Source organism: Haloprofundus halobius, assembly GCF_020097835.1.
Taxonomy (GTDB): Archaea; Halobacteriota; Halobacteria; order Halobacteriales; family Haloferacaceae; genus Haloprofundus; species Haloprofundus halobius.
The window spans coordinates 2,818,027-2,841,516 of sequence record NZ_CP083666.1 but is presented as its reverse complement, the minus strand read 5'-3'; the positions used below and the strand labels follow the sequence as shown (position 1 = coordinate 2,841,516).

Annotated in this window: 22 protein-coding genes; 12 read left to right on the top strand and 10 right to left on the bottom strand. The window is 66.0% G+C overall.

All coding sequences use genetic code 11. The features are described 5' to 3' along the window. On the bottom strand, window positions 1–582 hold the full coding sequence (locus LAQ74_RS15060; protein ID WP_224333344.1) for a DUF7090 family protein: 582 nt from the start codon (window positions 580–582) through the stop codon (window positions 1–3). Window positions 583–675: 93 nt separating this feature from the next. After that, window positions 676–1,125: a DUF2391 family protein gene (locus LAQ74_RS15055; protein WP_224333343.1), complete on the bottom strand. Its 450-nt coding sequence runs from the start codon at window positions 1,123–1,125 to the stop codon at window positions 676–678. 116 nt (window positions 1,126–1,241) lie between these two features. Between LAQ74_RS15055 and LAQ74_RS15050 the strand changes: the two genes are divergently transcribed. From LAQ74_RS15050 to LAQ74_RS15040, 3 genes are all read left to right on the top strand, one after another. Continuing rightward, window positions 1,242–1,922, top strand: coding sequence for a class I SAM-dependent methyltransferase (locus LAQ74_RS15050; protein WP_224333342.1), 681 nt, complete (start codon window positions 1,242–1,244; stop codon window positions 1,920–1,922). Between the two features lie 215 nt (window positions 1,923–2,137). After that, window positions 2,138–2,371 carry a hypothetical protein gene (locus tag LAQ74_RS15045; RefSeq protein ID WP_224333341.1) on the top strand — a complete coding sequence of 78 codons (234 nt, stop codon included), beginning with the start codon at window positions 2,138–2,140 and terminating at the stop codon, window positions 2,369–2,371. A gap of 3 nt (window positions 2,372–2,374) precedes the next feature. Next, window positions 2,375–2,818, top strand: coding sequence for a hypothetical protein (locus LAQ74_RS15040; protein ID WP_224333340.1), 444 nt, complete (start codon window positions 2,375–2,377; stop codon window positions 2,816–2,818). Window positions 2,819–2,888: 70 nt separating this feature from the next. On the opposite strand, the gene LAQ74_RS15035 is transcribed toward LAQ74_RS15040, so the two are convergent. From LAQ74_RS15035 to LAQ74_RS15020, 4 genes are all read right to left on the bottom strand, one after another. Next, window positions 2,889–4,460, bottom strand: a complete 1,572-nt coding sequence (locus tag LAQ74_RS15035) for an FAD-dependent oxidoreductase (RefSeq protein WP_224333339.1) — start codon at window positions 4,458–4,460, stop codon at window positions 2,889–2,891. Between the two features lie 151 nt (window positions 4,461–4,611). Next, a complete protein-coding gene (locus LAQ74_RS15030) occupies window positions 4,612–5,736 on the bottom strand; it encodes an ABC transporter ATP-binding protein (protein WP_224333338.1) in 1,125 nt (374 codons plus the stop codon). Continuing rightward, window positions 5,729–7,519: an ABC transporter permease gene (locus LAQ74_RS15025; protein ID WP_224333337.1), complete on the bottom strand. Its 1,791-nt coding sequence runs from the start codon at window positions 7,517–7,519 to the stop codon at window positions 5,729–5,731. Before LAQ74_RS15025 ends, LAQ74_RS15030 begins: the two co-directional genes overlap by 8 nt. A 1-nt stretch (window position 7,520) precedes the next feature. After that, on the bottom strand, window positions 7,521–8,663 hold the full coding sequence (locus tag LAQ74_RS15020; RefSeq protein ID WP_224333336.1) for a thiamine ABC transporter substrate-binding protein: 1,143 nt from the start codon (window positions 8,661–8,663) through the stop codon (window positions 7,521–7,523). Between the two features lie 131 nt (window positions 8,664–8,794). Between LAQ74_RS15020 and LAQ74_RS15015 the strand changes: the two genes are divergently transcribed. The 3 genes from LAQ74_RS15015 to LAQ74_RS15005 all read left to right on the top strand — a co-directional run bounded on the left by LAQ74_RS15015 (window position 8,795) and on the right by LAQ74_RS15005 (window position 10,860). Further along, complete coding sequence (locus tag LAQ74_RS15015) at window positions 8,795–9,799, top strand: AI-2E family transporter (RefSeq protein ID WP_224333335.1); 1,005 nt, start codon at window positions 8,795–8,797, stop codon at window positions 9,797–9,799. Window positions 9,800–9,851: 52 nt separating this feature from the next. Next, complete coding sequence (locus LAQ74_RS15010; protein ID WP_224333334.1) at window positions 9,852–10,493, top strand: helix-turn-helix domain-containing protein; 642 nt, start codon at window positions 9,852–9,854, stop codon at window positions 10,491–10,493. A 73-nt stretch (window positions 10,494–10,566) separates the two neighbouring features. After that, on the top strand, window positions 10,567–10,860 hold the full coding sequence (locus LAQ74_RS15005; protein WP_224333333.1) for a HalOD1 output domain-containing protein: 294 nt from the start codon (window positions 10,567–10,569) through the stop codon (window positions 10,858–10,860). A gap of 102 nt (window positions 10,861–10,962) precedes the next feature. Here LAQ74_RS15005 and LAQ74_RS15000 read toward each other — a convergent pair whose 3' ends face one another. Beyond that, window positions 10,963–11,799, bottom strand: coding sequence for a sulfurtransferase (locus LAQ74_RS15000; protein ID WP_224333332.1), 837 nt, complete (start codon window positions 11,797–11,799; stop codon window positions 10,963–10,965). Between the two features lie 231 nt (window positions 11,800–12,030). On the opposite strand from LAQ74_RS15000, the gene LAQ74_RS14995 reads away from it, so the two are divergent. Then, on the top strand, window positions 12,031–12,894 hold the full coding sequence (locus LAQ74_RS14995; protein ID WP_224333331.1) for a sulfurtransferase: 864 nt from the start codon (window positions 12,031–12,033) through the stop codon (window positions 12,892–12,894). Between the two features lie 1,009 nt (window positions 12,895–13,903). On the opposite strand, the gene LAQ74_RS14990 is transcribed toward LAQ74_RS14995, so the two are convergent. Then, window positions 13,904–15,406, bottom strand: a complete 1,503-nt coding sequence (locus LAQ74_RS14990; RefSeq protein ID WP_224333330.1) for a stage II sporulation protein M — start codon at window positions 15,404–15,406, stop codon at window positions 13,904–13,906. A 307-nt stretch (window positions 15,407–15,713) separates the two neighbouring features. Here LAQ74_RS14990 and LAQ74_RS14985 point away from each other — a divergent pair, with 307 nt between their 5' ends. Next, the gene (locus LAQ74_RS14985; RefSeq protein WP_224333329.1) at window positions 15,714–16,334 is read left to right on the top strand and encodes a transcription antitermination protein; all 621 of its coding nucleotides are present in this window, start codon (window positions 15,714–15,716) and stop codon (window positions 16,332–16,334) included. Between the two features lie 72 nt (window positions 16,335–16,406). On the opposite strand, the gene LAQ74_RS14980 is transcribed toward LAQ74_RS14985, so the two are convergent. Beyond that, on the bottom strand, window positions 16,407–16,676 hold the full coding sequence (locus tag LAQ74_RS14980) for a DUF7553 family protein (RefSeq protein ID WP_224333328.1): 270 nt from the start codon (window positions 16,674–16,676) through the stop codon (window positions 16,407–16,409). Between the two features lie 119 nt (window positions 16,677–16,795). Here LAQ74_RS14980 and LAQ74_RS14975 point away from each other — a divergent pair, with 119 nt between their 5' ends. The 3 genes from LAQ74_RS14975 (at window position 16,796) to uvrB (ending at window position 20,245) form a co-directional block, all read left to right on the top strand. Beyond that, entirely contained in the window at window positions 16,796–17,455 is a 660-nt protein-coding gene (locus LAQ74_RS14975; protein WP_224333327.1) for a GNAT family N-acetyltransferase, read from the top strand. Window positions 17,456–17,552: 97 nt separating this feature from the next. Beyond that, complete coding sequence (locus LAQ74_RS14970) at window positions 17,553–18,089, top strand: hypothetical protein (RefSeq protein WP_224333326.1); 537 nt, start codon at window positions 17,553–17,555, stop codon at window positions 18,087–18,089. Between the two features lie 95 nt (window positions 18,090–18,184). Then, window positions 18,185–20,245: an excinuclease ABC subunit UvrB gene (gene uvrB, locus LAQ74_RS14965; RefSeq protein WP_224333325.1), complete on the top strand. Its 2,061-nt coding sequence runs from the start codon at window positions 18,185–18,187 to the stop codon at window positions 20,243–20,245. 24 nt (window positions 20,246–20,269) lie between these two features. Here uvrB and LAQ74_RS14960 read toward each other — a convergent pair whose 3' ends face one another. Continuing rightward, complete coding sequence (locus tag LAQ74_RS14960) at window positions 20,270–20,761, bottom strand: GNAT family N-acetyltransferase (RefSeq protein ID WP_224333324.1); 492 nt, start codon at window positions 20,759–20,761, stop codon at window positions 20,270–20,272. A gap of 247 nt (window positions 20,762–21,008) precedes the next feature. Between LAQ74_RS14960 and LAQ74_RS14955 the strand changes: the two genes are divergently transcribed. Continuing rightward, on the top strand, window positions 21,009–23,471 hold the full coding sequence (locus LAQ74_RS14955) for a ribonucleoside-diphosphate reductase subunit alpha (protein ID WP_224333323.1): 2,463 nt from the start codon (window positions 21,009–21,011) through the stop codon (window positions 23,469–23,471). Window positions 23,472–23,490 lie beyond the last annotated feature (19 nt).

The following is a 23,490-nucleotide window of genomic DNA, read 5'->3' as shown; positions in this document are numbered from 1 at the left end:
TCACCGCTGTTCGTAACTGACGCTGCCGTCTTCCGCGAGGTCGACGACGCCCGTAAACAGCGCCCGGAACCGCTCCTGTACGTCTTCGTCGTGGACCTCTTTCGAGAGGTGGAAGATGCCAACGGCGTCGTTCTCCGCCAGGAGGCCGAGTAGTTGCTTCGTCGCCTCGTAGACGGCCTCCTCGTCGGCGTAGTACGCCATCTCGGTGAGCGAATCGACGCTCACCCGCAGCTTTCCGGGATGATTTTCGAGGAACTCGCGGGTCTGGGCGACGATGCCGTCGAGGTCGTCCGGCGAGGAGACGTAGTGGACGTGGTCGGACTTTCGTCGCGAGTAGCCGCGTTCGACCGAGAGCGTGTCGAGGATGACCGCACGGGCCTCGTCGACGTCGTAGTGTTCGAGTTTCTGCTCGACCTCGCGGGCGGTCGTCCGCGTCGAGATGACGAGGAAGTAGTCGGTGTCGGTCTTCAGAAAGTCGGTGTCGATACGGTCGGTCTCGCCGATGCTCGGATGCAGAAGAAGCAGGCCAGTCCCCGCAGGAACGGTGTCTGGAGCGTTTTCGATGGCGAGGCTGTAATCCATATCGGAGAGACCAACCGAACTGACTTAACAATGCGGGCCGGCGCTTCGGCGCTCGACTCCATCGCGGAAACCACCGCTTCTACTGGACGGCCCTCAGAACACGCTGTCGGCCGTCGCCGCGCCGATGACGCTGAACACCGCGCCGATGCTCGTCGCCTTCAGCGTGACGTACACTTGCGTTCGGAACGTGATTTCGGCGGCGTCGACGTGGTTCGGGATGAGCGTCGCCGGGGCGTCGAACGACAGCGCGAGGATGAACACCGAGAGGTACGCGACGAGGATGAGCGAGACGAACCGCAGCGGAATGCCGCCCACTTCCGCTTCGCGGTCGGGGTCGCGGTCGTCGTCGGCTTTGTACAGCGTCCCGTAACCGATGGCGAGCACCATCCCGACGGTCAACATCGCCTGATACCACGCCATGCCGACGGCGAGCGCCCAGACCTCGTCGGTGACGACGAACGGTCCGGCGAGCAGAAACCCGCCGACGACCTGCTGTGCGATGTCGGTCAATTTGAACCGCCGATGCCGTCCGACGCGAACCATGGCGCTCCGTCGTAGCGGCCGAACGTAAACGTCACGCGTTCGTCCGGCCCGGCGAGCAGACTCCGGCCGCGCCTCGACTCCGAACCGACTTTACTCGCCCCGACCGACGTACCGCCATGAGCGTTCGCGAGGAGTTCGACGCGTGGGCGGCCGACGGCCGCGACAAGGGAATGGAGGACCGACACTGGCACACCGCGAAACACGTGCTCGCGCGGTTGCCGGTCGAAGCGGGCGACACCGTTCTCGACCTCGGAACCGGAAGCGGCTACGCGCTGCGCGCACTTCGCGAGACGAAGGACGCAGGTCGCGCCTACGGACTCGACGGCTCGCCCGAGATGGCGCGCAACGCCCGGAGCTACACCGACGACCCGAGCGTCGGCTTCGTCGTCGCCGACTTCGACGACCTGCCGTTCGCCGACGACTCGGTCGACCACGCCTTCTCGATGGAGGCGTTCTACTACGCCGCCGACCCCGAGCACACGCTCTCGGAACTCGCACGCGTCCTCCGCCCGGGCGGGACGTTCTACTGCGCGGTCAACTACTACGAGGAGAACGTCCACAGCCACGAGTGGCAGGAGTCAATCAGCGTCGAGATGACCCGCTGGGATCGAAGCGAGTACCGCGAGGCGTTCCGGAACGCCGGGTTCCACGTCGCCGAGCAGGACAACGTGCCGGACCTCGACATCGACATTCCGCCGGCCGAGGAGTTCCCGACCGAAAACTGGGAGAGCCGCGAGGCGATGGTCGAACGCTACCGGACGTTCGGGACGCTGCTGACCGTCGGTGTGGTGCCGTAACCGAGGCGTCGACATCGCCGCCCACCCAGGGGATTCGGCAGCTTCGATTCGTCTATTTCACCCGGTCAACACCGCTTCTTCGCCCCGGCCGACGCTGGTAACCGCAATCGACCGTCGTCTCCGACGGAAATACTGACACTCCTCTGCGACAACCTTGTCAGATAAGAATAATAATGATGTGATGACACGGCGTCACTTCAATACGAGGTGCGAAGATGTCACACAGTAGTTCGACGAAGGCAGTCGTGTCTCCGTCTCTGAATCGGCGAACGTATCTGAAAACCGCCCTCGGTGCGATTCTCGGTGTCAGCCTCACGGGGCGAAGCGCCGCACAGACGGGAGTCATCCCGCCGACGGCGCTCTACGAGGTCACGATGCAGGGAGCGACGAAGTACGGCCCGTTCGCCCGGACGGCGCAGTTGTCCTTGTTTCCGCCGTTCGACCCTTAGGGCGTGACGTTCCAGAACGGAATCAACGCCCGAGACGTCGGGCTGTTCTCGGGCAATCCGCCGGGCGCTCCGGAAGCGGGCGCTATCTGGTTCGGGACGAACACGGCGGTCCACCAGGCGGTCGGTATCGACACGACGCCAGCGCCGGAGATTGCGGCGCTGGACGTCGCGTTCGTCGACGCCGACGAGGCGGCGGGCGTTCTCGTCGTCACTCTCGACGGGAACTTCTTCGGCCTTCCAGCGGCCCGGTCGAGCCTGCTCAACTGCGTGACGCCGACCGACGGGCTCCTCGCGCCCATCTATCAACTGATTCAGGGGACGATGCAGCTCCAGTTCGGTGACGGCGGCAACGCCGTCTCCGGCGTTGTCGACTTCGTCGGCAACGGCTACATCGAACCCGGTACAACGCCGTATCAGGCGACGATGTCGGGCGCTCGCGTCGCCTGACCGCCGTCGGCCGCGGCCGCTTTGTCCTCGCCCACCCGGACGAGTTACGGAGTTCCCGGCCGGCCCGTCCTCACTCGACGTCGAGATTCCGCGTCGGCAGGTCCGAGACGGCCGGGCCGTTGACGACGTGACCGTCGTACCCGAAGCGCGACCCGTGACACGGACAGTCCCACGACCGTTCGGCGTCGTTCCAGCGGACGATGCAGTCCAAATGCGGGCAGACAGCGGAATGGGTGTGTAGTTCGCCATCGTCGTCGCGGTAGGCGGCGACCGGTTTCGTGCGCTCGCGGAGCACCGTCGCCTCGCCCCGATTCAGCCGTCGAAGGTCCTCGCGCTGCCGCATCGAAAGCCAGTCGCCGACGAACTCCTTGGCGACGTTCGCGTTCTGGGACGCGAACTCCGAAATCGAGGTGCGGTCGACCGTCACTCGATTCGGGTCGTACACCTCCGTGTACGGGTTCTCCTCGCCGCGCACGAGGTCCGCGAGCAACAGTCCCGCCGCCGTCCCGTTCGTCATCCCCCACCCGCCGAAGCCGCTGGCCATGTAGACGTTCTCGGAGAACGGTACCGCGCCCACGTACGGTACTCTGTCGACCGAAACGTAGTCTTGGGTCGACCAGCGGTACTCGACGGACTCGACGTCGAAGTGGCGGCGCGCCGCCTCCTCGACCTTCCGGTAGCGCTCGTTCGTATCGCCGCCTTGCCCGGTCTTGTGGTTCTGCCCGCCGACGAGCGTCAACACCTCGTCGCCGGTGTCGTGGGTCCGAACCGAGAAGTACTGGTCGCCGGTGTAGTAGTACATCGCCTCGGCCGGCGGGTCGGCGACGCGCGCGGCGACGACGTACGACCGTTTGGGGTGCATCCGCGCGAAGTACGCCCCCGTGTCGTGGACCGGGAAGTGGGTCGCGAGGACGATGTCGTCGGCGAGAATCTCGCCGCGGTCCGTGTCGACCACCGGACGCGCGCCGCCGTCTACGTCGAGCGCCCGCGTCCCCTCGTAGATGCGCCCGCCCGCGTCGAGGAACGTCTCGGCCAGCGCCAGCAGATACCGTCGGGGGTGGAACATCGCTTGGTCGTCGAAGCGAACGGCGGCGACCGCTTCGTCGTCGACCGGAACCGACTCCTCGAAATCGGCCGGAAGCCCTACCCGTCGAGCGGTGTTCACCTCCCGTCGAACTTCCGAGCGACGTTCCGACGACCTGACGTAGGCGTACGACGGCAGTCGTCGGAACGCACAGTCGATATCCAACGCTTCGACGCGCGACTCTACGTGGTCGATGGCGGCCTCGTTGGCTTCGGCGTACTGCCGCGTCTTCCGCTCGCCGACGGTGGACGAGAGGGTATCGTAGAGAATCCCGTGCTGGGAGGTGAGCTTCGCCGTCGTCTTTCCGGTGACCCCGGCGAGGATCCGGTCGCGTTCGACGAGCGCGACGTCCTGTCCCGCCTCCGCGATCTGGAGCGCGGCCGTCACACCGACGATGCCGCCGCCGACGACGGCGGCGTCAACGTCGATGCCGCCGTCGAGGGGTGCGTACTCCGTCGTCGGCGAGGTATCGAGCCAGACGGAGGTTCGCTCGCCCGCCGGAAACTGCTCGGTTCTCGATGCTGCGGCGTCGGTGTCGTGCTGGTCGTGGTCGTCCATCAGAGTACTCCGTCGTTCGAGGCGAGGCCGAACGCCTCGCAGGCGTGAAACCCGAAACCACCCCGAACGGTCCTGGGAACGAACCACGCCGCGCCGAATAAAGGTCGGACTCACCGTCACCGCTACCCGAGTGTTCATCCCCGGATACGCTTCAGCACTCGAATACGTGAGCGTCCGCCGGATCGAACCCGAGCGCGACTGACTCGCCCGCCGCCGGCGGGTCCGAGACGCGGACGATCACCTCTCGGCCGTCCCAGTCGAGGTGGGCGCGCGTCGTCTCGCCGAGAAACTCCGTCTCCCGCACCGTCGCGGTGAACCGGTTCTCGCGCCCACCGACCACCAGCAGCTCGGGTCGGACGCAGAACGCGAGGCTCCCGCCGTCGAACCGCGCCGACCGGGAGTCGGTCGCCGCCGCGTCGACGGGAGTCGATTCCGCTGGGGCCGTCGCCTCGACTTCGAACACCGTCTCACCGACGCGCACGAGAAGCCGTCGCGACCCCTTCGTTTCGTGTGGACTTGCCTCACTCTCGACTGCGTCGACCAGTTCTCCTTCGAACAGGTTGTTGTCGCCGACGAACGACGCGACGAACCGCGTCGCGGGACGGTCGTAGACCTCGCGCGGCGGGCCGACCTGTTCGACGCGTCCCTCGTTCATGACGGCGACGCGGTCGGAGACGGCCAGCGCCTCCTCCTGGTCGTGGGTGACGTACACCGTCGTGATGCCCAACTCCGACTGGATTCGCTTCACCTGCAACCGGAGGCGTTCGCGGAGCCGTGCGTCGAGGGCGCTCATCGGTTCGTCCAGAAGGAGGAGACGCGGCCCCGGCGCGAGCGCGCGGGCGAGAGCGACGCGTTGCTGCTGGCCCCCCGAGAGTTCCGCCGGATCGCGGTCTCCCATCCCCGCGAGGTCGACGAGTTCCAGCAGTTCCGGGACCCGTTTCTCGCGCTCGCGGCGTGGCTCGCCGTCGACGAACCGGAGTCCGTAGCCGACGTTCTCGGCGACGCTCATGTGCGGAAACAGCGCATAGTTCTGGAACACGACGCCGACGTTCCGGTCTTCGGGCGGCACGCCCGAGACGTCGTCGCCGTCGAACCGAATCGCCCCGTCGGTCGGCGACTCGAACCCCGCGATCAGGCGGAGCGTCGTCGTCTTCCCGCATCCGGAGGGGCCGACGAGCGTGAAGAACTCGCCGTCGCGGACGCGGAGGCTCACGTCGTCGAGTGCCGTCGTCCCGGCGTACGTCTTCCGAACGCCCCGTAGGTCGATCTCAGACACCGCTGGACCCCCCACCGAAGCGTTCGATGACGACGAAACTGAGGCTGGTGACGAACAGCAGAATGCAACCCATCGCGGTCGCTGGTCCGAGGCGACGACCGAGATAGCGTTCGACGGCGACGGGCATCGTATAGCTGTTCGACCCGGTGGCCAAAATCACCGTCGCGTCGAACTCGCCGACGCTGATGGCGAATGCGAACGCCGCGCCCGCGACGACGCCCGCGGCGACGAGCGGCAGTTCGATGTCCCACAGCGCCCGCGTCCGCGACGCGCCGAGGCTCCGCGCGGATTCCACCAACCGTGGGTCCAGATTCCCGAGCAGCGGCGCGACGTTACGCGTCACGAAGGGATACGCGCTCACCGCGTGCGCCGCGACGATGGCGATAGCTCCGGCGACCGTAAACCGGTAGCCGAACGCCTCGAAGCCGAACACCAAGCCTCGAAGGAGACCGAGACCGACGACGATGCCGCTCACCGCGAGCGGGGCCATCGCCAGCGCGTCGACCACCTTCCGACCGCGGTAGCGACGCGTCGTCAACACCGCCATCACGACGCCCATCGGGAGTGCCAAAAGCAGCGTACCGACGCCGAACAACAGGGAGTTGAGAACAGCAGGAAGCGGTTTCACCTGAAACGCCGCCGCCGTCGCCTGCCGCTGGACGAGGAACTCGTAGTAGCGCGTCGTCAGCGACCCGTCGGGTGCGGTGACGCTCGCGAGCACCATGCTGACGATGGGCGCGACGAACACAAGCAGGACGACGACGCCGTAACCGAGGACGGCGAGTCGCGCGAGCGTGTCTTTCACGGACGACCCCCGAAGCGTCGCCGGAATCAGTCGCGTTCGCGGTGCCGGACGTGCACCCGCGCCGAACGCGGCGGTCTGTTGGCGGGCCTCGTAGCGGAGGTAGGCGTAGGTGAGGCCGAGCGAGACGGCCGTCTCGACGACAGCCAGCGCCGCGGCGTCGGCGTACGCCAGTTGCTGGACGCGGTAGTAGACGAACACCTCGACGGTCGCGTACTGGAGGCCGCCGAGCGCCAGCACGATGGGGAAGGAGGCGAAGGTGAAGACGAACGTCAGCGTCGCGGAGACGAGAATCGCCGGGAGCAACTGGGGAAGAACCACGTCGAGAAACGCCCGCGCGGGCGACGCGCCGAGACTCCGCGCCGTCTCCACACTCCGCACGTCGACGCTCTCCCACGCCGCCGTCGTCATCCGCGTCACGAGCGGCGCGTTGTAGAACGCGTGGGCAACGATGATGGCGGGAAGCGTGTAGAGCAGACTCACCGAACCGAGTCCGAGCGTCGAGAACAGACGGTTGAGCGTCCCGTTCGCGCCGAAGGTGGCGACGAAGCCGATGGCGACCATGATCGAGGGGAGAACGAACGGGAGAATCGTCAGCGAGCGAAGCGTCTCGCGTCCCCGGAACTCGAAGCGCGACAGCACCCACGCGCCCGGTAACCCGAGCGCGACGCTTGCGACGGTCGACAACGCGGCCTGATACGCGGTGAAGCCGATAATCTCGACGAGGTAGAAGCGCGAGGTGAGCACCGTCGCGAGCGGCGCGAACGTGAGTTCGCCGTCGACGGCGATCGCCTCGACGAGCACCGTCGCGACGGGGTAGTAGAACAGAACGAGGAGCACGACGCCGGTCGCGGCGGCGACGAGCGTTAGTGCGCGAGATTCGAGCCAGTCGACGACCGTGTCGCGTCGCTGCCCGGCCTCCCCTCGCGTCCCGGGGTCACCGCCCGAACCGGTTTCTCGGGTCGCCGTCGCGTCGCTCACGTCAGTCGCTGACGAACTGCCGGGCCCACGCGTCGGTCCACTCACTGAGGTTCCCTTGGAGTTCCTCGTAAGTGAAGGTGACCGGCGTCTCGGGTTCCTTGGCGTACTGGGCGAAATCCTCCGGCAGCGGTGCGTCGGAAATCGCCGGGAACGCGACGTTTCTGACGGCGATTTCCGCTTGAACCTCCGGGCGGAGCATGAACGAGAGGAACCGGTTTGCGAGGTCCACGTTCGGAGCGTCGGCGAATCGAGCCATCCCCTCGGGGTTGGCGTACGCCTCGCCGTTCAGGAATCGAATCTGGTGTTCGCTGAGGTCCTCGCCCTCCTCGTTTGCGAACACCTGGTCGGTCGAGTAGGAGACGACCATCGGCGCTTCGCCGTTCGAGTACGCGGCGTAGGAGTCCTCCCACGTCCCGAGTACGCGCACGTCGTTTTGCTGCAACTGCTCCCAGTAGTCGAGGTAGCCGTCCTCGCCCTTCGCGTGGATGGTGTGGAGCAGAAATGCCTGGCCGGTCGCGCTCGACTGGGGGTCCTGCGCGAGGAGGTCACCTTCGAACTCGGGGTCCAGCAGGCCGTCGAACGTCTCCGGCGCGGTCGCCTCGTTCTCGTTGTAGACGAGGCTGATGTACCCCGTGTCGTACGGTATCGCGCGGCCCTGTGGGTCGAACTCCAGTCCGGACTGCACCGCGTCTCGGCCCTCGATCTCACCCGATTCGGTGGACGCGAACAGCTCTCCGTCGACGTTCTCGTCGACGCGGATGAGCATATTCGTGTCGAGTCCGACGTAGGCGTCGGCGTCGATGTCGACGCCCTCGGCGGCGCGCTCGATGAAGTAGTTTATCTCGTTGTCCGGGGTCTGCCACTCTAGTGTGGCGTCGAACTCCGACTCGAACTGCTCTTTGAGCCACGGTCCCGGACTCGAACTCGGCGCGTCGACGAAGGCGGAGTACGTCGCGACGCGGAGTGTCGCGGCACCCGACGACGTTCCCGTCGTCGTCCCCGTCTCGCCCTCGGTTCCGGTCCGGTCGCTCCCGTTCGACCCCGACTCGTCGCCGCCGTCATCGACTGGTTCGGCGCTGCACCCGGCGACGAACGCCGAGACGCCCGCCGCACCCGCCGCTTTGAGGAAACGTCGTCGGTTCATTACGTGGTGGTTACACCGGGTGTTATTTAACGGTCGCGGTCCGCATCCGTCGAGGAAGCACCCACCGAAGGGAACGAACCGGGGTCATCGGCCACCCAAACGGCTTTAACGGTTTCACGGAAATCACCGTCGTGACTTTCGACCGGCGGTACGTTCTGGGAGCGCTGTTCGTTGGCTCGTCGGCGGTGGCGGCGCTGATACTCGCCGACGTGTTGGCGACGGTGTTCTTCGCCGTGACGGTCGCGTACCTGCTCTCGCCGCTACGTCACGAGTTGACGCACCGCGGCCTCTCGGCGTGGACGTCGAGCGTCGTCGCCACCGCGGCCGCGTTCCTCGGCGTCGTGGTCGTCGCGGCACCGCTGGTCGGCGTACTCGTCCTCCGGTTCGACGCGCTTCGCGAGTTACTCGCCATCGTCCCCGACGAGGTGACGCTCGCGTTCTTCGGCTACGGCTACACCGTGACGCTCGATCAGGCGACGGCGGTGGCGCTCTCGCTTCTGCGGTCGCTCGCGCGGGATATCGTCGTCGCCGCGCCGGTACTGCTCGTCAAACTCTCGGTGTTCGCGCTTGTCGTCTTCGCGCTACTGCTTCGATCGGGAACGACGCGGGACGCGGTACTGACGCTCGTTCCGCACACGTATCGGGACGTGGCGACGGCGCTCGACCGACGCGCGCGCGACACGCTGTTCGCCATCTACGTGCTGCAGGCGGCGACGGCCGTCGGAACGTTTCTCATCGGCGTGGTCGTCTTCGCGCTTCTCGGCTACGACTTTCCGATCGCGCTCGCGACCGTCGCGGCGGTGCTGCAGTTCGTCCCCGTGTTGGGGCCGAGCCTTCTCCTGTTGCTCCTCGCGCTCTACCATCTCACGCTCGGACAAACCGTCGCCGCGCTCCTCGTCTTCGTCGTCGGCGGGTTCTTCGTGGCGTTTCTCCCGGACGTCCTCATCCGTCCGCGACTCGCCCAGCGGACGGCGAACCTCCCCGGCAGTATCTACTTCGTCGGCTTCGTCGGTGGGTTGTTGAGCCTCGGTGCCATCGGGGTCATCGCGGGGCCGCTCGTCGTCGCGCTGGTTCTGGAGAGCGCTCAGTTACTTTCATCCGAGATAGACGTACGGTTTTCGGACAACTCGGATTGATGTGGCTGTGGTATTTTGTGTGAGGAACACGAAACGGTAGGCCATACACTGAATGACTCTCTACGCCGAATTCTCGCTTCCGACAGAGGCGCTTCCTTTCCATCCGATTCTCTCGGCGGCGTCCGACGTGAGAATCGAACTCGTTCGCGTCATTCCGACGGGACCGGACGTCTTTCCCTACTTCCGAGTCAGCGGTGCCGACGAGGACCTCGTCGTCGACGTGCTCGCCAACCACGACGCCTTCGAGAGCGTCCACGTCCTCGGCGACGACGACGGGGGAACGCTGTTTCAGAGTCGGTGGACCGCCGTCGGCGACGAGGTTCTCGCGGGTTTCGCCCGACTCGACATCGCGCTTCTCAGCGCGACGGGCACGGCCGACGGGTGGACGTTCAAGTGCCGAGTGCCCACGCGAGACTGCCTCTCGGCGTTTCAAGCCTACTGCGAGAGCCACGAGATTCAGCTCGAACTCCGACAGTTGCGGCGACTCCGCGGAGAGCAAACGAAGTCCGAGGGACTCACCGACGCGCAGCGAGAGACGCTCCTGCTCGCGTTCCATCGGGGGTACTTCGACGTTCCGCGAGAGGCGTCGCTCGATTCGTTGGCCGAGGAGTTCGGTATCAGTCGCCAGGCGGTCGCCGACCGTCTCCGCCGCGGCTACCGCAATCTGGTCCGGCGAGTACTTATCGAACCGTAAGTTCCGTCTTTGTAATAAATGCCGTTACATAATCACAGGATACATTCTCTAGAATCCGCATCCACAACTGGTCGTGACCACTTCCACCCCGCTGATCACTTCCGGGCCGAACGCGAAAACCTACCGAAGCCACAGCGGCGAACGCCCGAGCGACACCGTCCTCCGGGCCGTCGCCGACGCCACGAACGTCGACCCGCTCTCGCTGCCGCCGCTGTTCGAGTCGCTCGACCCCGACGCGCTCGATGCCATTCTGGACGACTCTCTCGACCTGCTGAGTCGACCCTGCAGCCGCGTCATCGAGTTTCACTACGCCGGTTCGCACGTCGCCGCGTGCGACGACGGTCGGGTCATCGTTCAGTCGTACTGAGGGGCCATCGTTCGGCCGTACTGAGGGACCATCGTTCGGCCGTACTGAGGGGTCATCGTTCAGCCGTACTGAGTACGGTTCGTCTCGATCACTTCTTCGGTCTCAGTTCTCGTCCTCGCGGTCGATGGGGCCGCCGCGTCTCTCCCACTCGGTGAGACTGCCCTCGTAAAACGCGATGTCCTCGTATCCGAGGTGTCGGAGTACGAGGTACGTGTGGCTGATGCGGCGGGCGGTGTTGCAGTACAGAAGCACCCGCCGGTCGTCGCCGATGCCGTGGTCGGCCAGAATCGATTCGAGTTCCTCGACCGGTTTCAGTCCCCGCGTCTCGTCGTCGACGAACTCCCGCCAGTCGAGTTGCACCGCGCCGGGGATGTGGCCCTCCTCGTACTCCCCCGGTTCACGTGTGTCGACGACGACCACCTCGTCGTCGTCGAGGCTGGCGAGGACCGTCTCGTAGCCGACGAGCGGCGACGAGTCGGGGCGTCGGACCTCGTACGTCGTCGGCTCCGGTCCCGGCGTCTCCGTCGTCGTCTCGTACTCTCGGCTCCACGCGCTGTAGTCGCCGTCGAACAGGTGGAGGCGGTCGGTGTCGTGGCCGTACAGTTCGGCGGTCACGAGAAAGCGGGCCGCGAAGACACCGTGGGTGTCGTCGTAGGCGACGAGGTGGTCGTCGTTGTCGACGCCCGCCTCCCCGAGCAACTCGGCCCACATCTCTTCACCGGGTAACATCCCCTCGTCGCCTGCTCCGACGGGGTCCCCGTCTTCGTCACGAGACGTCTCCGACATCTCGCTACTGCGGAAGGTATCGAACGGAACGCTCACCGCACCCGGAACGTGCCCGATCCCGTCGAACTCCCACGCGTCGCGCACGTCGACGACGCGGACTTCGTCGAGTCGGTCGGCGAGCCACGACGCGCTCACGACGGCGTTTTCGTACATGTGGCGGGCTACGGACGGATGGGATTTAGCTTCCGTCGTCGCGGCCACGACTGACCGCCGTCCCTTCTATCAGCAGATGTTGCTGGTACTCGCCGATTCGTCACCCGCGCACCCCCGTAATAAATCGTTGGTCGGGGTGGATGATGCAACATTATCCGGTACTCCGCTCGAACGGCCGTACATGCCGGGGGTGTGAGGGTTATGCTCCCGGAGAACGTAGGGGTTCACGCGATGGCAGATTACGCAAAAGACGTGCTCGTCTCGGCGGACTGGGTCGAAGACCACCTCGACGAATTCCAGAGCGACGACCCCGAGTACCGACTCGTGGAAGTCGACGTCGACACCGAGGCGTACGACGAGAGTCACGCCCCCGGCGCTATCGGGTTCAACTGGGAGACGCAACTGCAGGATCAGACGACCCGCGACATCCTCGACAAGGGCGACTTCGAGGACCTGCTGGGTTCCCACGGCATCGGCGAGGACTCCACGGTCGTCCTCTACGGCGACAACTCCAACTGGTTCGCGGCGTACACGTACTGGCAGTTCAAATACTACGGCCACGAGGACGTCCGCCTGATGAACGGCGGCCGTGACTACTGGGTCGACAACGACTACCCGACCACCGACGAGGCCCCGGAGTTCCCCGAACAGGAGTACTCCGCCCGCGGTCCGTTCGAGTCCATCCGCGCGTACCGCGACGACGTCGAGAAGGCCATCGGCCGCGGTCTGCCGCTCGTCGACGTTCGCTCGCCCGAGGAGTTCTCCGGCGAGATTCTCGCCCCGCCGGGACTGCAGGAGACCGCCCAGCGCGGCGGCCACGTCCCGGGCGCGCGTAACATCTCGTGGGCTGCCACCGTCAACGACGACGGCACGTTCAAGTCCGCCGACGAACTCCGCGAACTGTACGAGTCCGAGGGTGTCGACGACAACCAGGACGTCATCGCGTACTGCCGCATCGGCGAGCGCTCTTCCATCGCGTGGTTCGCGCTCCACGAACTGCTCGGCTACGACAACGTCACCAACTACGACGGTTCGTGGACCGAGTGGGGCAACCTCGTCGGCGCGCCCGTCGAGACCGGCAGCAACGACGACTGAGCGCGGCGACCACGACGGCTACCGCTCTCCGATTCGACTTTTTCTGCGACCACGACCTCCCCGACGAGCAATCGCGCTCGCCGGGTAGTCGCGTAAGGATGGGGGGTACGAGGACGATTCCTCGCCGAACGCGGTGCACCGGGACTGCATGGCTTGGCTAGTTCGTTGGCACGCGAACTGTGATTCAGGTCCGGCGCGTCTCCGCGTTTCGCATTTACTACTTACATCTCTACCCACTAAACTACTCTCCCAAACATGTTAGGCTTCCGCTCGGAAACGGAGACAGTAACTCGTAACTGAGAGTCAGAACACGCGACGTGACGGACCGCCCCACGGAGCAGGTGGCGCATCGTCACGCCCCTCGTCGCACGAGTCGTCACTCTTCGTCGCGTCCGTCGTTATCCTTCGTCGCGCCCGTCGTATCCGCTGCGAGCGGCGACGAACCGGGTACGCGTCGCTTCTCGCGTAACGACTTCAGAATGGGGAGGACGGAATCCTCGCCAAACACGGCGCGTCCGGGTGCATGGCTTTGGCACGTTCGTTGGCACGCGAACTGTGTTGAGTCCGGGGTGTCCGTGTTCGCATACAACGATACTCCCCCTATCCACTAAACATCTCTGCCAGACAAATTAGGTACGCCCGCCGTTCGTCGGACGGACTCGACGCTCCCGGTGAGAACTGGAGTACGACGTGGAGATGCGTCGCTCGGGGGTGTAGTGTCGAGGATGGGGGAAACGAGGGCAATACCTCGTCGAACGCGGTGCACCGGGACTGCATGGTATGGCTACGTTCGTTGGCACGCGAACTGGGGTCGAGTCCGGCGCGTCGCGTTTCGCATTTACTGATAGTTGCTACGTCCACTAAAATCGGCCACCCAACAAGTTAGGTTTCGATCTTCGGTGCGTGAATGGTTACTATAATTATACTGTCGTTCGTACTGATGTCGGAAGAGAGGAGGGTCGAGCGCCGAAGCCGTTTCGACCCCGTCGCACGTCTCAGCGTCGTGCGCTCATCCACCGAGGACGACCGCAGCGATTCGAGGCGTGAGAAACGCCTCGATGAAGGAGGCGACGACGAAGACGACGGCCAACCCGACGAGTATCCGGAACGCGTGTTGGAGTTGCTCGGCGACCGACGTCGCACTCTCCCGGCCGCGGAACGCGCGCCAGCCGACGCGGCCGAGATGCAGGCCGAGCGCGCCCGAGACGACCAACCCCGGCAGTTCGACGACGCCGTGCGGCGCGACCAGCGCCAGAAACGGCGTCAACTCGAAGATGCCCGCGAGCGCGCCGACGAGCAGTCCGTTGACGGCGAGGCTGACCGCCGCCGGCACGCCGAACGCGAGGCCGCCGTAGGCGCTTCCGGCGGCGACGAGCCAGTTGTTCGCCGCGATGTTGACGAACGTGTTGAGGGGGAACGTGCCGAAGACGCCCGCGACGTCGCCCGGTGCGCCGATCTGAATCCCGTAGCCGGATGTCGCGGCGTAGCCCGCGAGGATGCTTCCGGCGAGCACCAGCGTCGCGACGAGGTTCCACACCGGATGCTCGACGACGAAGCGCCCGAGCGCTCCGAGACCGTCCCGCGTGCGCGCGACGGACCGCCGTCGATACGACGCACGCTCGTCGTCGCGCTCGGAGAGTCCACGTTCGGCGTACAGCGAGGTTTTGAACCCGTCGAAAATCGGCGAGACGACCAGCACGGAGAGTAGTGCTCCGGCCTGTGCGACGCCGAGTGCGCCGGCCGTGCTGACGACGATTCCGTTGCCGACGAGGACCGCGCCTGCGACGAGCGCGTAGAAGAGGAAGTCGACGGGCCGTCGAAACGGGAACCGGACGCTCGCACGAAGGGCGCCGACCAGTCCGGCCTCGTCGACGACGAGCGACTGCTCGGTGAACGCCAACAGTAGCCCGATGACGAGCGCGAAACCGAGCGCGACCAGCACGACTGTGCCGACCAGAAGCACCTGCACCACCTCTGAGGTGGTGACCATCACCAACACGACTGCGACGACGGCCGCTACCAGAAACAGACCGCCGAACAGAACGCTTCGGAGGAGCAGAAAGGCGACGAACGGTCGCCACAGTCGGCTCGCGCCGCGGACGCCGCCGACGGTGGGTTCCTCCCCGTCTATCGCCGCCAGCACCGCCGAGAGCGTCCCGGCGCGGACGACGGCGGTCGTCACCAGACCGACGACGAGTGACGCCAATACGGACAGCGCGAGCACCGCGACCGTCGTCGGTGTCACGAGCACCGTCAGCGCCTCACCCAATTCGGGCGGTATCGTCGGGTTCTCAGCGTCGATGGCGGCGAAGTCGACCCGCTGTATCCCCTCGGCGAACGCGTCGAGGCGGCCGGTCGACGAGAGCACGGCGACGGCAACGGCGACACCGACGAAGAGCGGGACGCGGACGACGACGCCGACGCTCGCCGTCAGGAGGTAAAACGGGAGGACTGTGACCGGATGACGGTCCGGGAGTCGGAAACCGGAGCGGAGGGCAGTAGAGATGCGCACGGTGACACGTTGCTACCCACCCCCGTAACTGTATCTCTCGCTGACCGTTCGCGCGGGTCTGCGCTGGAGATGCGACAGCAGTCGACGACGGAACGAACGGACCCACGGTGGAACGAGTGAACCGGCGGCAGAACGACGGATTCAACGGCAGAAGGCCGAGTCGGCGACAGAGGAGCGAATAGGCAGCAGCGCAGCGAGTCGACGGCAAAAGGGTGAGCAGGCGGCAGAACGGACGAATCGACGACGATGCCACGAGCGAATTGACGATGACGGAGGTTACAAACGCCCGACCCACGTACGTCGTCGTATGAACGGAAACCGACTCATCGAGACGCTGCGCGACGACCACGAAACCGCTCTCTCCCGACTCGGCTCCTCGAAGGCACTGTACGCGCTCACCGGCGGCGAGATGGACGCACCGGCGGTTCGAGCCGCCGCCAGCGACGAGGCGGAGACGGCCGCCCGCCTCTTCGAGGAGTGGGCCGAGACCGAAGACGACGGCGACGCCGCCGGCCTCTTCTCGGTCGTCGCCGACGCGGAGGCCGACCACCGAGCGGCCATCGAGAGCGACGAGGCCGACCCCGACACCGACCGGGCGATGTACGAGACGCTCGACGGCTTCGAACGCACCGAAGAGCGAGTCGCCGGCCTCCTCGCACGCTCTCTCGTCGTCAGTCGCCTCGCCGGGCAGATGGTCGGCTTCTTCGTCGGCAGCGCCGACACCTCCTCGGCGGACGCCTTCCGGAGCATCCGCGACGACTACGACGACCAACTGGACCGCGCCGCAGAACTACTCGACTCGGTCTGTGACGACGACGCGGCGTGGGAACGCGCCCAAGCCGCCGCCGACGCCGTCGTCGAGGCCGCCTACGATCAGTACGTCGAGACGCTCGAATCGATGGGTGTCAAGCCGAAGAACGTCTGCTGACCGTCGGACCGACTGTTTTCTCCAGCGGACGCTCTCGAATCTCCACGTGAACCGAAGGGGTTACTCGCGCGCTCAGACGCCCGCGACGCCGGACCGATAGTCGGTGACGGTCTCGCTCGCCGCGTTGACGCGTGCTTTCGCCTCCCCATCGAGTTGCGCCGCAATCTCCCGAAGGACGTTCAGATGTCTGTCGAGTCGGCCGTGGTCGGGGCCTCGTTCCCGGTTCGCGAGGTCGCCGAACGCATCCGCCTGTTTCAGTAGTCGTTCTCGGAGTTCGTCGTCGGCTAGCTCCGCGGCCTCCCGGAGCTCTTCGCTCGCTCGCTGGAGTTGTTCTCGTCCCATGCGCTTGACCAGCGCGGGTATCGGGAAAGCTCTTCGGTCGACACACGCGTCGTTTGGCAGTACTTACCGGCCGAGTATGGGGCGAGTAACAATGCTCGCTCTCCCGGAACGCCTACGCGATGACCGTGTCGAGCGAAGAGAGTCACGACCCAGACGAACGTGACGAGCGCCGGTCGCGAGCGGCGGCGAACCGCTCTACCGACGGCGAGACTGCTCCGTCCGACTCCGCCGACGCCCCCCGAACCACCACCACAGACGGCGGAGAGAGGCTCGAACCGGACGCCGAGAGCGCCGAGCACGCCGCCGAAACTGCGGCCGATACGCCCGAGCTCACGCTGCGCCGCTTCGCCCGCGACGACCGCGATGAACTCCGATCGCTGTACGAACGGGTGACCGACGAGCGACCCGACGCTGCGTGGTTCGACCGCCGATTCGTCGACAACCCGTTCAACCCGGACGAGACGCCGATACTGGTCGCCGAAGGCGACGGCGAACTCGTCGGTGCGCACCTGTCCGTCGCCTTCCGAATGCGCGTCGGGACTACTGTCGTGACTGCTCTCCGAACTGCCGATATCCTCGTCCACCCCAACTACCGGGAGATGGACCTCGCTGACCGCCTCTCGGCGGCCGCCGCGGAACGATACGCCGACTCGCCATCCGCCTTCGCGTTCGATTTCCTCGACGGAGACGAAGACGCCCTCGCCGACGCGTTGACGTTCGGCTACCGCGTCGCCGACGACGTACCACTACGTTCGGAACCCGGGTGCGTTTCTCGCTGACGGAGGCGTTCTCGGGCGCACGCTCGGCCGCCTCGGCGGCGGCGTCGCCCGCGGTTACTTCGCAACGAAGCGCCGCCGCGTCGGCGTCGACCACGACTTGACCGTCTCCCGGGTCGACGGCGTCCCCGCCGAGCGACTCGGAGCGCTCGCCGAACGCACCGACGCCGACGGCGTCCGCGCCGTCCGCGACGCCGAGTTCTACGCGTGGCGCTTCGGCGACGAAAGCGAGACGTACCGAACCTACGTCGCCGCCCGTGACGGCGAGCCGGTCGCCGCCGTCGTCGCCGACGTGGGCGAGAACCGCGTCGAACTCGTCGACGTGCTCCCGGCGGGACGGACCGATGCGGGCGACACGGACGCGGTCCGGACGCTGCTCGTCGCCGTCGTCGAACAGCACCCCGACGCCGACCTCCTGACGGCCTTCGGATCCGCGTTCCCCGAGGAGACGATGCGAGCGGTCGGCTTCGTCCGCGCCGACGATTACCCGCTGTCGCTTCGGACGACGCCGACGACGCTCGTCGTCTACCCGTACGTCGAGGGCGACGTGTACGACGCCGATTCCTGGCGCTGCGGCGGCGAGATGCTCACCGACGGAGCCGTCTGGACGCCGACGTTCGCCGAACGTCTGCGCTAGCCGATTCGGGTCCCGCGCGACGCGTGTCTCAGAGTGACTCGACCGAATCGAGCGCCTCCGTGCCCGTAAAGTAGCTCCGCCACGTACGACGGCCGATGAGTGACACCGACTCCGGACCGCTGTCGCCCGACCGGCCGGAGGCAAACCGTCGGTTCCGCGTCGACGCGCCGTTCGACCCCGCAGGCGACCAACCGGAGGCCATCGAGCAGTTGGCGTCCGGCTACGCCGAGGGAATGGAGACGCAGACGCTGCTCGGCGTGACGGGCAGCGGGAAGACCAACACCGTCTCGTGGACCATCGAAGCGGTCCAGAAACCGACGCTCGTTCTCGCGCACAACAAGACGCTCGCCGCCCAACTGTACGAGGAGTTCCGGAATCTGTTCCCCGACAACGCCGTCGAGTACTTCGTCTCCTACTACGACTACTACCAACCGGAGGCGTACCTCGAACAGACCGACACGTACATCGACAAGGACATGTCCATCAACGAGGAGATAGACCGCCTGCGCCACTCGGCGACGCGGTCGCTTCTCACCCGCGACGACGTCATCGTCGTCGCCTCCGTCTCGGCCATCTACGGCCTCGGCGACCCGCGCAACTACAAGGACATGGCCCTCGAGTTGGAGGTCGGCGAGGAGATCGACCGCGACGAACTGCTGAAGCGACTCGTCGACCTCAACTACGAGCGAAACGACGTCGACTTCTCGCAGGGCACTTTCCGCGTGCGCGGCGACACCGTCGAGGTGTTCCCGATGTACGGCCGCTACGCCGTCCGCGTGGAGTTCTGGGGAGACGAGGTCGACCGCATGATGAAGATCGACACGCTTCAGGGGGAGGTCGTCTCCCAGGAACCCGCCGTCCTCTTCCACCCGGCGGAGCACTACTCTATTCCCGAGGAGCGCCTCCAGCGCGCCACCGAGGAGATAGAGGAACTGATGGAGCAGCGCGTCCGCTACTTCGAGCGCAACGGCGACTTGGTCGCCGCCCAGCGCATCGAGGAGCGCACGACGTTCGACCTGGAGATGCTCCGGGAGACGGGCTACTGCTCGGGCATCGAGAACTACTCTGTACACATGTCCGACCGCGAGTCGGGCGAAGCGCCGTACACCCTCTTGGACTACTTCCCCGACGACTTCCTCTGTGTCGTCGACGAGAGCCACGTCACCCTCCCGCAGATCAAGGGCCAGTTCGCGGGCGACAAATCCAGAAAGGACTCGCTCGTCGGCAACGGCTTCCGACTCCCGACCGCCTACGACAACCGCCCGCTGACGTTCGAGGAGTTCGAAGAGAAGACCGCCGACCTCCTCTTCGTCTCGGCGACGCCCAGCGACTACGAGCGCGAACACTCCGAGCGGATCGTCGAGCAGATCGTCCGCCCGACCCACCTCGTCGACCCGAAGGTCGAACTCGCGGAGGCGACCGGACAGGTCGACGACCTGATGGACCGCATCGACGACAGAATCGAGCGCGAGGAACGCGTGCTCGTCACGACGCTCACCAAGCGGATGGCCGAGGACCTCACCGAGTATCTGGAGGAAGCGGGCGTCGAGGTGGCGTACATGCACGACGAGACCGACACGCTCGAGCGCCACGAACTCATCCGCGACCTGCGACTCGGCAACATCGACGTACTCGTCGGCATCAACCTCCTCCGCGAAGGGTTGGACATCCCCGAAGTGTCGCTCGTCGCCATTCTCGACGCCGACCAGGAAGGGTTCCTCCGCTCGGAGACGACGCTCGTCCAGACGATGGGCCGCGCCGCCCGCAACGTCAACGGCGAGGTCGTCCTCTACGCCGACGAGATGACGAACTCGATGGAAGCCGCTATCGAAGAGACCCAGCGCCGCCGCGAGATCCAGACCGAGTTCAACGAGGAACACGGCTATACGCCCGAGACGATCCAGAAGGAAGTCGGCGAGGCCAGTCTTCCAGGCAGCGACACCGACACCTCCGATACTTCGGTCGACGACGTCGAGGACGCCGACGACGCCGCCCGGAAGGTCGAACTACTCGAAGACCGGATGGACGAGGCGGCGAGCAATCTCGAATTCGAACTCGCGGCGGACATCCGCGACCGGATTCGGGAACTCCGCCGGGAGTTCGATTTGGACCGCCCGGACGACGGCGTCGCCCCCGAGGCCGACCCCGAGTTCTAAGCACCCTCGCAGGGTTTCGGCGCGTCAGGCTTTCAGCCCCTTCCGGTAGACGTGCTCTCTGTAGCTCTCCCCGCCCATCGTCACCTCGCCTTCGCCCGCCTTCTCGAAGCCGAGGTGGCGGTAGAACTCGTTGCCCATCTCGTTGTCCGCGAGCACGATAGCCTCCAGTTCGCTCATGTTGAAATCTTCGAGGTCCGAGCGGAGGCGCTCGTAGAGCGCCGACCCGACGCCCTCGCGCCAGTGGTCGGGGTCGACGTAGAGGCGGACGATGTCGCCCCGTTCGGCTTCGACGACGCCGTGACAGAAGCCGACGATCTCGCCGTCTCCCTCGGCGACGAGAAACGCCGTCCCCGGCTTGCCGAGCGCCTCGGAAAGCGTCTCCTCGGAGTACCACTCCGACACCGTCTCCTCGACCGTCTCAGCGCTGAGGATGTCGTGGTACGTCGCCTCCCACGACAGTCGGGCGACGCGCTGTATCGCCTCGATGTCGTCCGTGTTGGCCGGTCTGATCTCCATATCATGTGGTACGGTGGCGATACGCAAAGTCGTTCTCCGGGATTCGTGCGGACCCGCCCACTCAAAACAAACGAAATTGTACTATTGAAAGCCTCGTTGGAAAACTTTATGCCGCTCCCGTCGGTCATCACGCGATACGGTTCGACCGGGCCGGCGACGCCGAATCCGGCGTTCCGGCCGTTCTCCGGCGAGTCGCGACGCCGTCCAGCGACGCGACCGCCCGGAGTCGAACTCTCCACTTCCACACATGAGCCAAACTACCGACTCACAGCGAGAGACCGTCCGCTCGGTGCTCGAAGACGCCTGCCGCGACCGCGACGCCGTCGGCGATGTCGACCGCCTCGTCGACGCCGCTGAGCGAAAACTGTACGACGGCGCGTCCGTCGAGGAGACGTACGAGGCGGCTATCGACGTGCTGACCGCGCGCACCGAGCGCGACCCGGCGTTCGACGCCGCGGCGGCCGACGTGTTCCGTCGACGCTACTACCGCCGACTGCTCGGCGCGGACCGCCGCGGCGACGACCTTGACGCGGCCTACCGCGAATCGTTCCGCGAGGGTATCGAACGCGGCGTCGCCGAGGACTTGCTCGACGAGCGCATGCTCGCCTACGACCTTGACGAACTCGCCGACACGCTCGCCCTTGACCGCGACGAACAGTTCGGCTACATGGCGATGGAGACGCTCGAAAAACGGTACTTCCTCCAGACGAACGACGGCGAGCGTCTCGAACTGCCGCAGTCGTTCTGGATGCGCGTCGCCATGGGTGTCGCGCTGCGCGAGCTCCCAGAAGAGCGTACCGAGCGCGCCGAGGAGTTCTACGAACTGCTGTCGACGCTGCGGTTCGTCCACTCGACGCCGACGCTGTTTCACGCCGGGACGACCCACCCGCAGCTCTCCTCCTGCTATCTGACGACCGTCGACGACGACTTAGAGGACATCTTCGACGCCTACGGCGAACACGCGAAGCTCTCGAAGTGGTCCGGCGGTCTCGGCAACGACTGGACGGACGTCCGCGCGACGGGCGCGCTCATCGAGTCGACGGGCGTCGAGTCGACGGGCGTCGTCCCCTTCCTGAAGATTTCGAACGACGTCACCGCGGCCATCAACCGCTCCGGAAAGCGCCGCGGCGCGGCCTGCGCCTACCTCGAGTGCTGGCACATGGATTTCCCGGCGTTCGTCGACCTCCGACGCAACACGGGCGACGAGCGCCGCCGCACCCACGACATGAACACCGCGGCGTGGATTCCGGACCTCTTCATGAAGCGCGTCGAAGCCGACGAACAGTGGACGCTCTTTTCGCCCGACGAGGTTCCCAAACTCCACGGGACGTACGGCCGAGAGTTCGAGGAGCTGTACCGCGAGTACGAGAGGCAGGCCGACGCGGGCGAACTCCGGCAGTACGAGCGCGTCGACGCCGCCGACCTCTGGCGGACGATGCTCACCCGCTTGTTCGAGACGGGCCACCCGTGGCTCACGTTCAAAGACGCCTGCAACGTCCGGTCGCCGCAGGACCACGCGGGCGTCGTCAACTCCTCGAACCTCTGTACCGAGATCACGCTCAACACGTCGGACGAGGAAACCGCCGTCTGCAACCTCGGTTCGGTGAATCTCGCACGGCACGTCGATTCGGGGAGTCTCAACCGCGAGCGCCTCGCCGACACCGTCGACACGGCGATGCGGATGCTCGACAACGTCGTCGACCTGAACTTCTACCCGACCGACGCGGCCGAGCGCTCGAACCTCCGCCACCGCCCGGTCGGCCTCGGCGTGATGGGCTTCCACGAGGCGCTCGTCGACTGCGACGTTTCGATGGTCTCCGAGGACGCCGTCGCGTTCGCCGACGAGGCGATGGAGTTCGTCTCGTACCACGCCATTCTCGGCTCCTCGCGGCTCGCCCGCGAGCGCGGCGCGTACGACAGCTACGAGGGGTCGAAGTGGGACCGCGGACTGTTCCCGCAGGACACGGTCGAACTCCTGGAGGAGGAACGCGGCCGCGAGATACCTGTCGACGTCTCCGAGACGCTCGACTGGGAGCGCGTCCGCGAGCACGTCGCAGAACACGGGATGCGCAACTCGAACACGATGGCCGTCGCGCCGACGGCGACCATCTCGACTATCGCCGGGACGACGCCCTCCATCGAACCGCGCTACTCGAACCTCTACGTGAAGTCGAACATGTCCGGGGAGTTCACCGTCGTCAACGAGACGCTCGTCGAGCAACTGAAGGAGCGCGACCTGTGGGGACCCGAACTTCTGGACCGAATCAAGTATCACGACGGCTCGATTCAGGAGATCGACGCCATCCCTGCGTCGTTGCGCGAACTCCACCGCAGCGCCTTCGAGATAGACCCGCGACACCAACTGCGGCTGTCGGCGCAGCGCGCCGTCTGGGTCGACCAGAGCCAGTCGCACAACGTGTTCTTCCCCTCGACGGACGGGACGCTGCTCGACGACGTCTACCGGACCGCCTGGGAACTCGGCCTGAAGACGACCTACTACCTGCGGACCCTCGGCGCGAGCCAGATCGAGAAGTCGACGCTCGACATGGCCCAGTACGACGACACGCAGTTGCGCGGCGACGAGTCCGAAGACGGCGCCGACGGAGGCGACGGAGACGCCGCCGCCGACCGCGCCGACGACGAGTGGAAGTCCGGCGAGTCGTGCGACCTCCCGAGCGTCGAGGACCCGACCTGCGACGCCTGCCAGTAACGCCCGCCGACCATCCACA

Bases quoted from the DNA above. Each gene is read 5' to 3' on its own strand.
- LAQ74_RS15060 (WP_224333344.1), bottom strand. From the start codon at position 582: ATGGATTACAGCCTCGCCATCGAAAACGCTCCAGACACCGTTCCTGCG.
- LAQ74_RS15055 (WP_224333343.1), bottom strand. From the start codon at position 1,125: ATGGTTCGCGTCGGACGGCATCGGCGGTTCAAATTGACCGACATCGCA.
- LAQ74_RS15050 (WP_224333342.1), top strand. From the start codon at position 1,242: ATGAGCGTTCGCGAGGAGTTCGACGCGTGGGCGGCCGACGGCCGCGAC.
- LAQ74_RS15045 (WP_224333341.1), top strand. From the start codon at position 2,138: ATGTCACACAGTAGTTCGACGAAGGCAGTCGTGTCTCCGTCTCTGAAT.
- LAQ74_RS15035 (WP_224333339.1), bottom strand. From the start codon at position 4,460: ATGGACGACCACGACCAGCACGACACCGACGCCGCAGCATCGAGAACC.
- LAQ74_RS15020 (WP_224333336.1), bottom strand. From the start codon at position 8,663: ATGAACCGACGACGTTTCCTCAAAGCGGCGGGTGCGGCGGGCGTCTCG.
- LAQ74_RS15010 (WP_224333334.1), top strand. From the start codon at position 9,852: ATGACTCTCTACGCCGAATTCTCGCTTCCGACAGAGGCGCTTCCTTTC.
- LAQ74_RS15000 (WP_224333332.1), bottom strand. From the start codon at position 11,799: ATGTACGAAAACGCCGTCGTGAGCGCGTCGTGGCTCGCCGACCGACTC.
- LAQ74_RS14995 (WP_224333331.1), top strand. From the start codon at position 12,031: ATGGCAGATTACGCAAAAGACGTGCTCGTCTCGGCGGACTGGGTCGAA.
- LAQ74_RS14985 (WP_224333329.1), top strand. From the start codon at position 15,714: ATGAACGGAAACCGACTCATCGAGACGCTGCGCGACGACCACGAAACC.
- LAQ74_RS14980 (WP_224333328.1), bottom strand. From the start codon at position 16,676: ATGGGACGAGAACAACTCCAGCGAGCGAGCGAAGAGCTCCGGGAGGCC.
- LAQ74_RS14975 (WP_224333327.1), top strand. From the start codon at position 16,796: ATGACCGTGTCGAGCGAAGAGAGTCACGACCCAGACGAACGTGACGAG.
- uvrB (WP_224333325.1), top strand. From the start codon at position 18,185: ATGAGTGACACCGACTCCGGACCGCTGTCGCCCGACCGGCCGGAGGCA.
- LAQ74_RS14960 (WP_224333324.1), bottom strand. From the start codon at position 20,761: ATGGAGATCAGACCGGCCAACACGGACGACATCGAGGCGATACAGCGC.
- LAQ74_RS14955 (WP_224333323.1), top strand. From the start codon at position 21,009: ATGAGCCAAACTACCGACTCACAGCGAGAGACCGTCCGCTCGGTGCTC.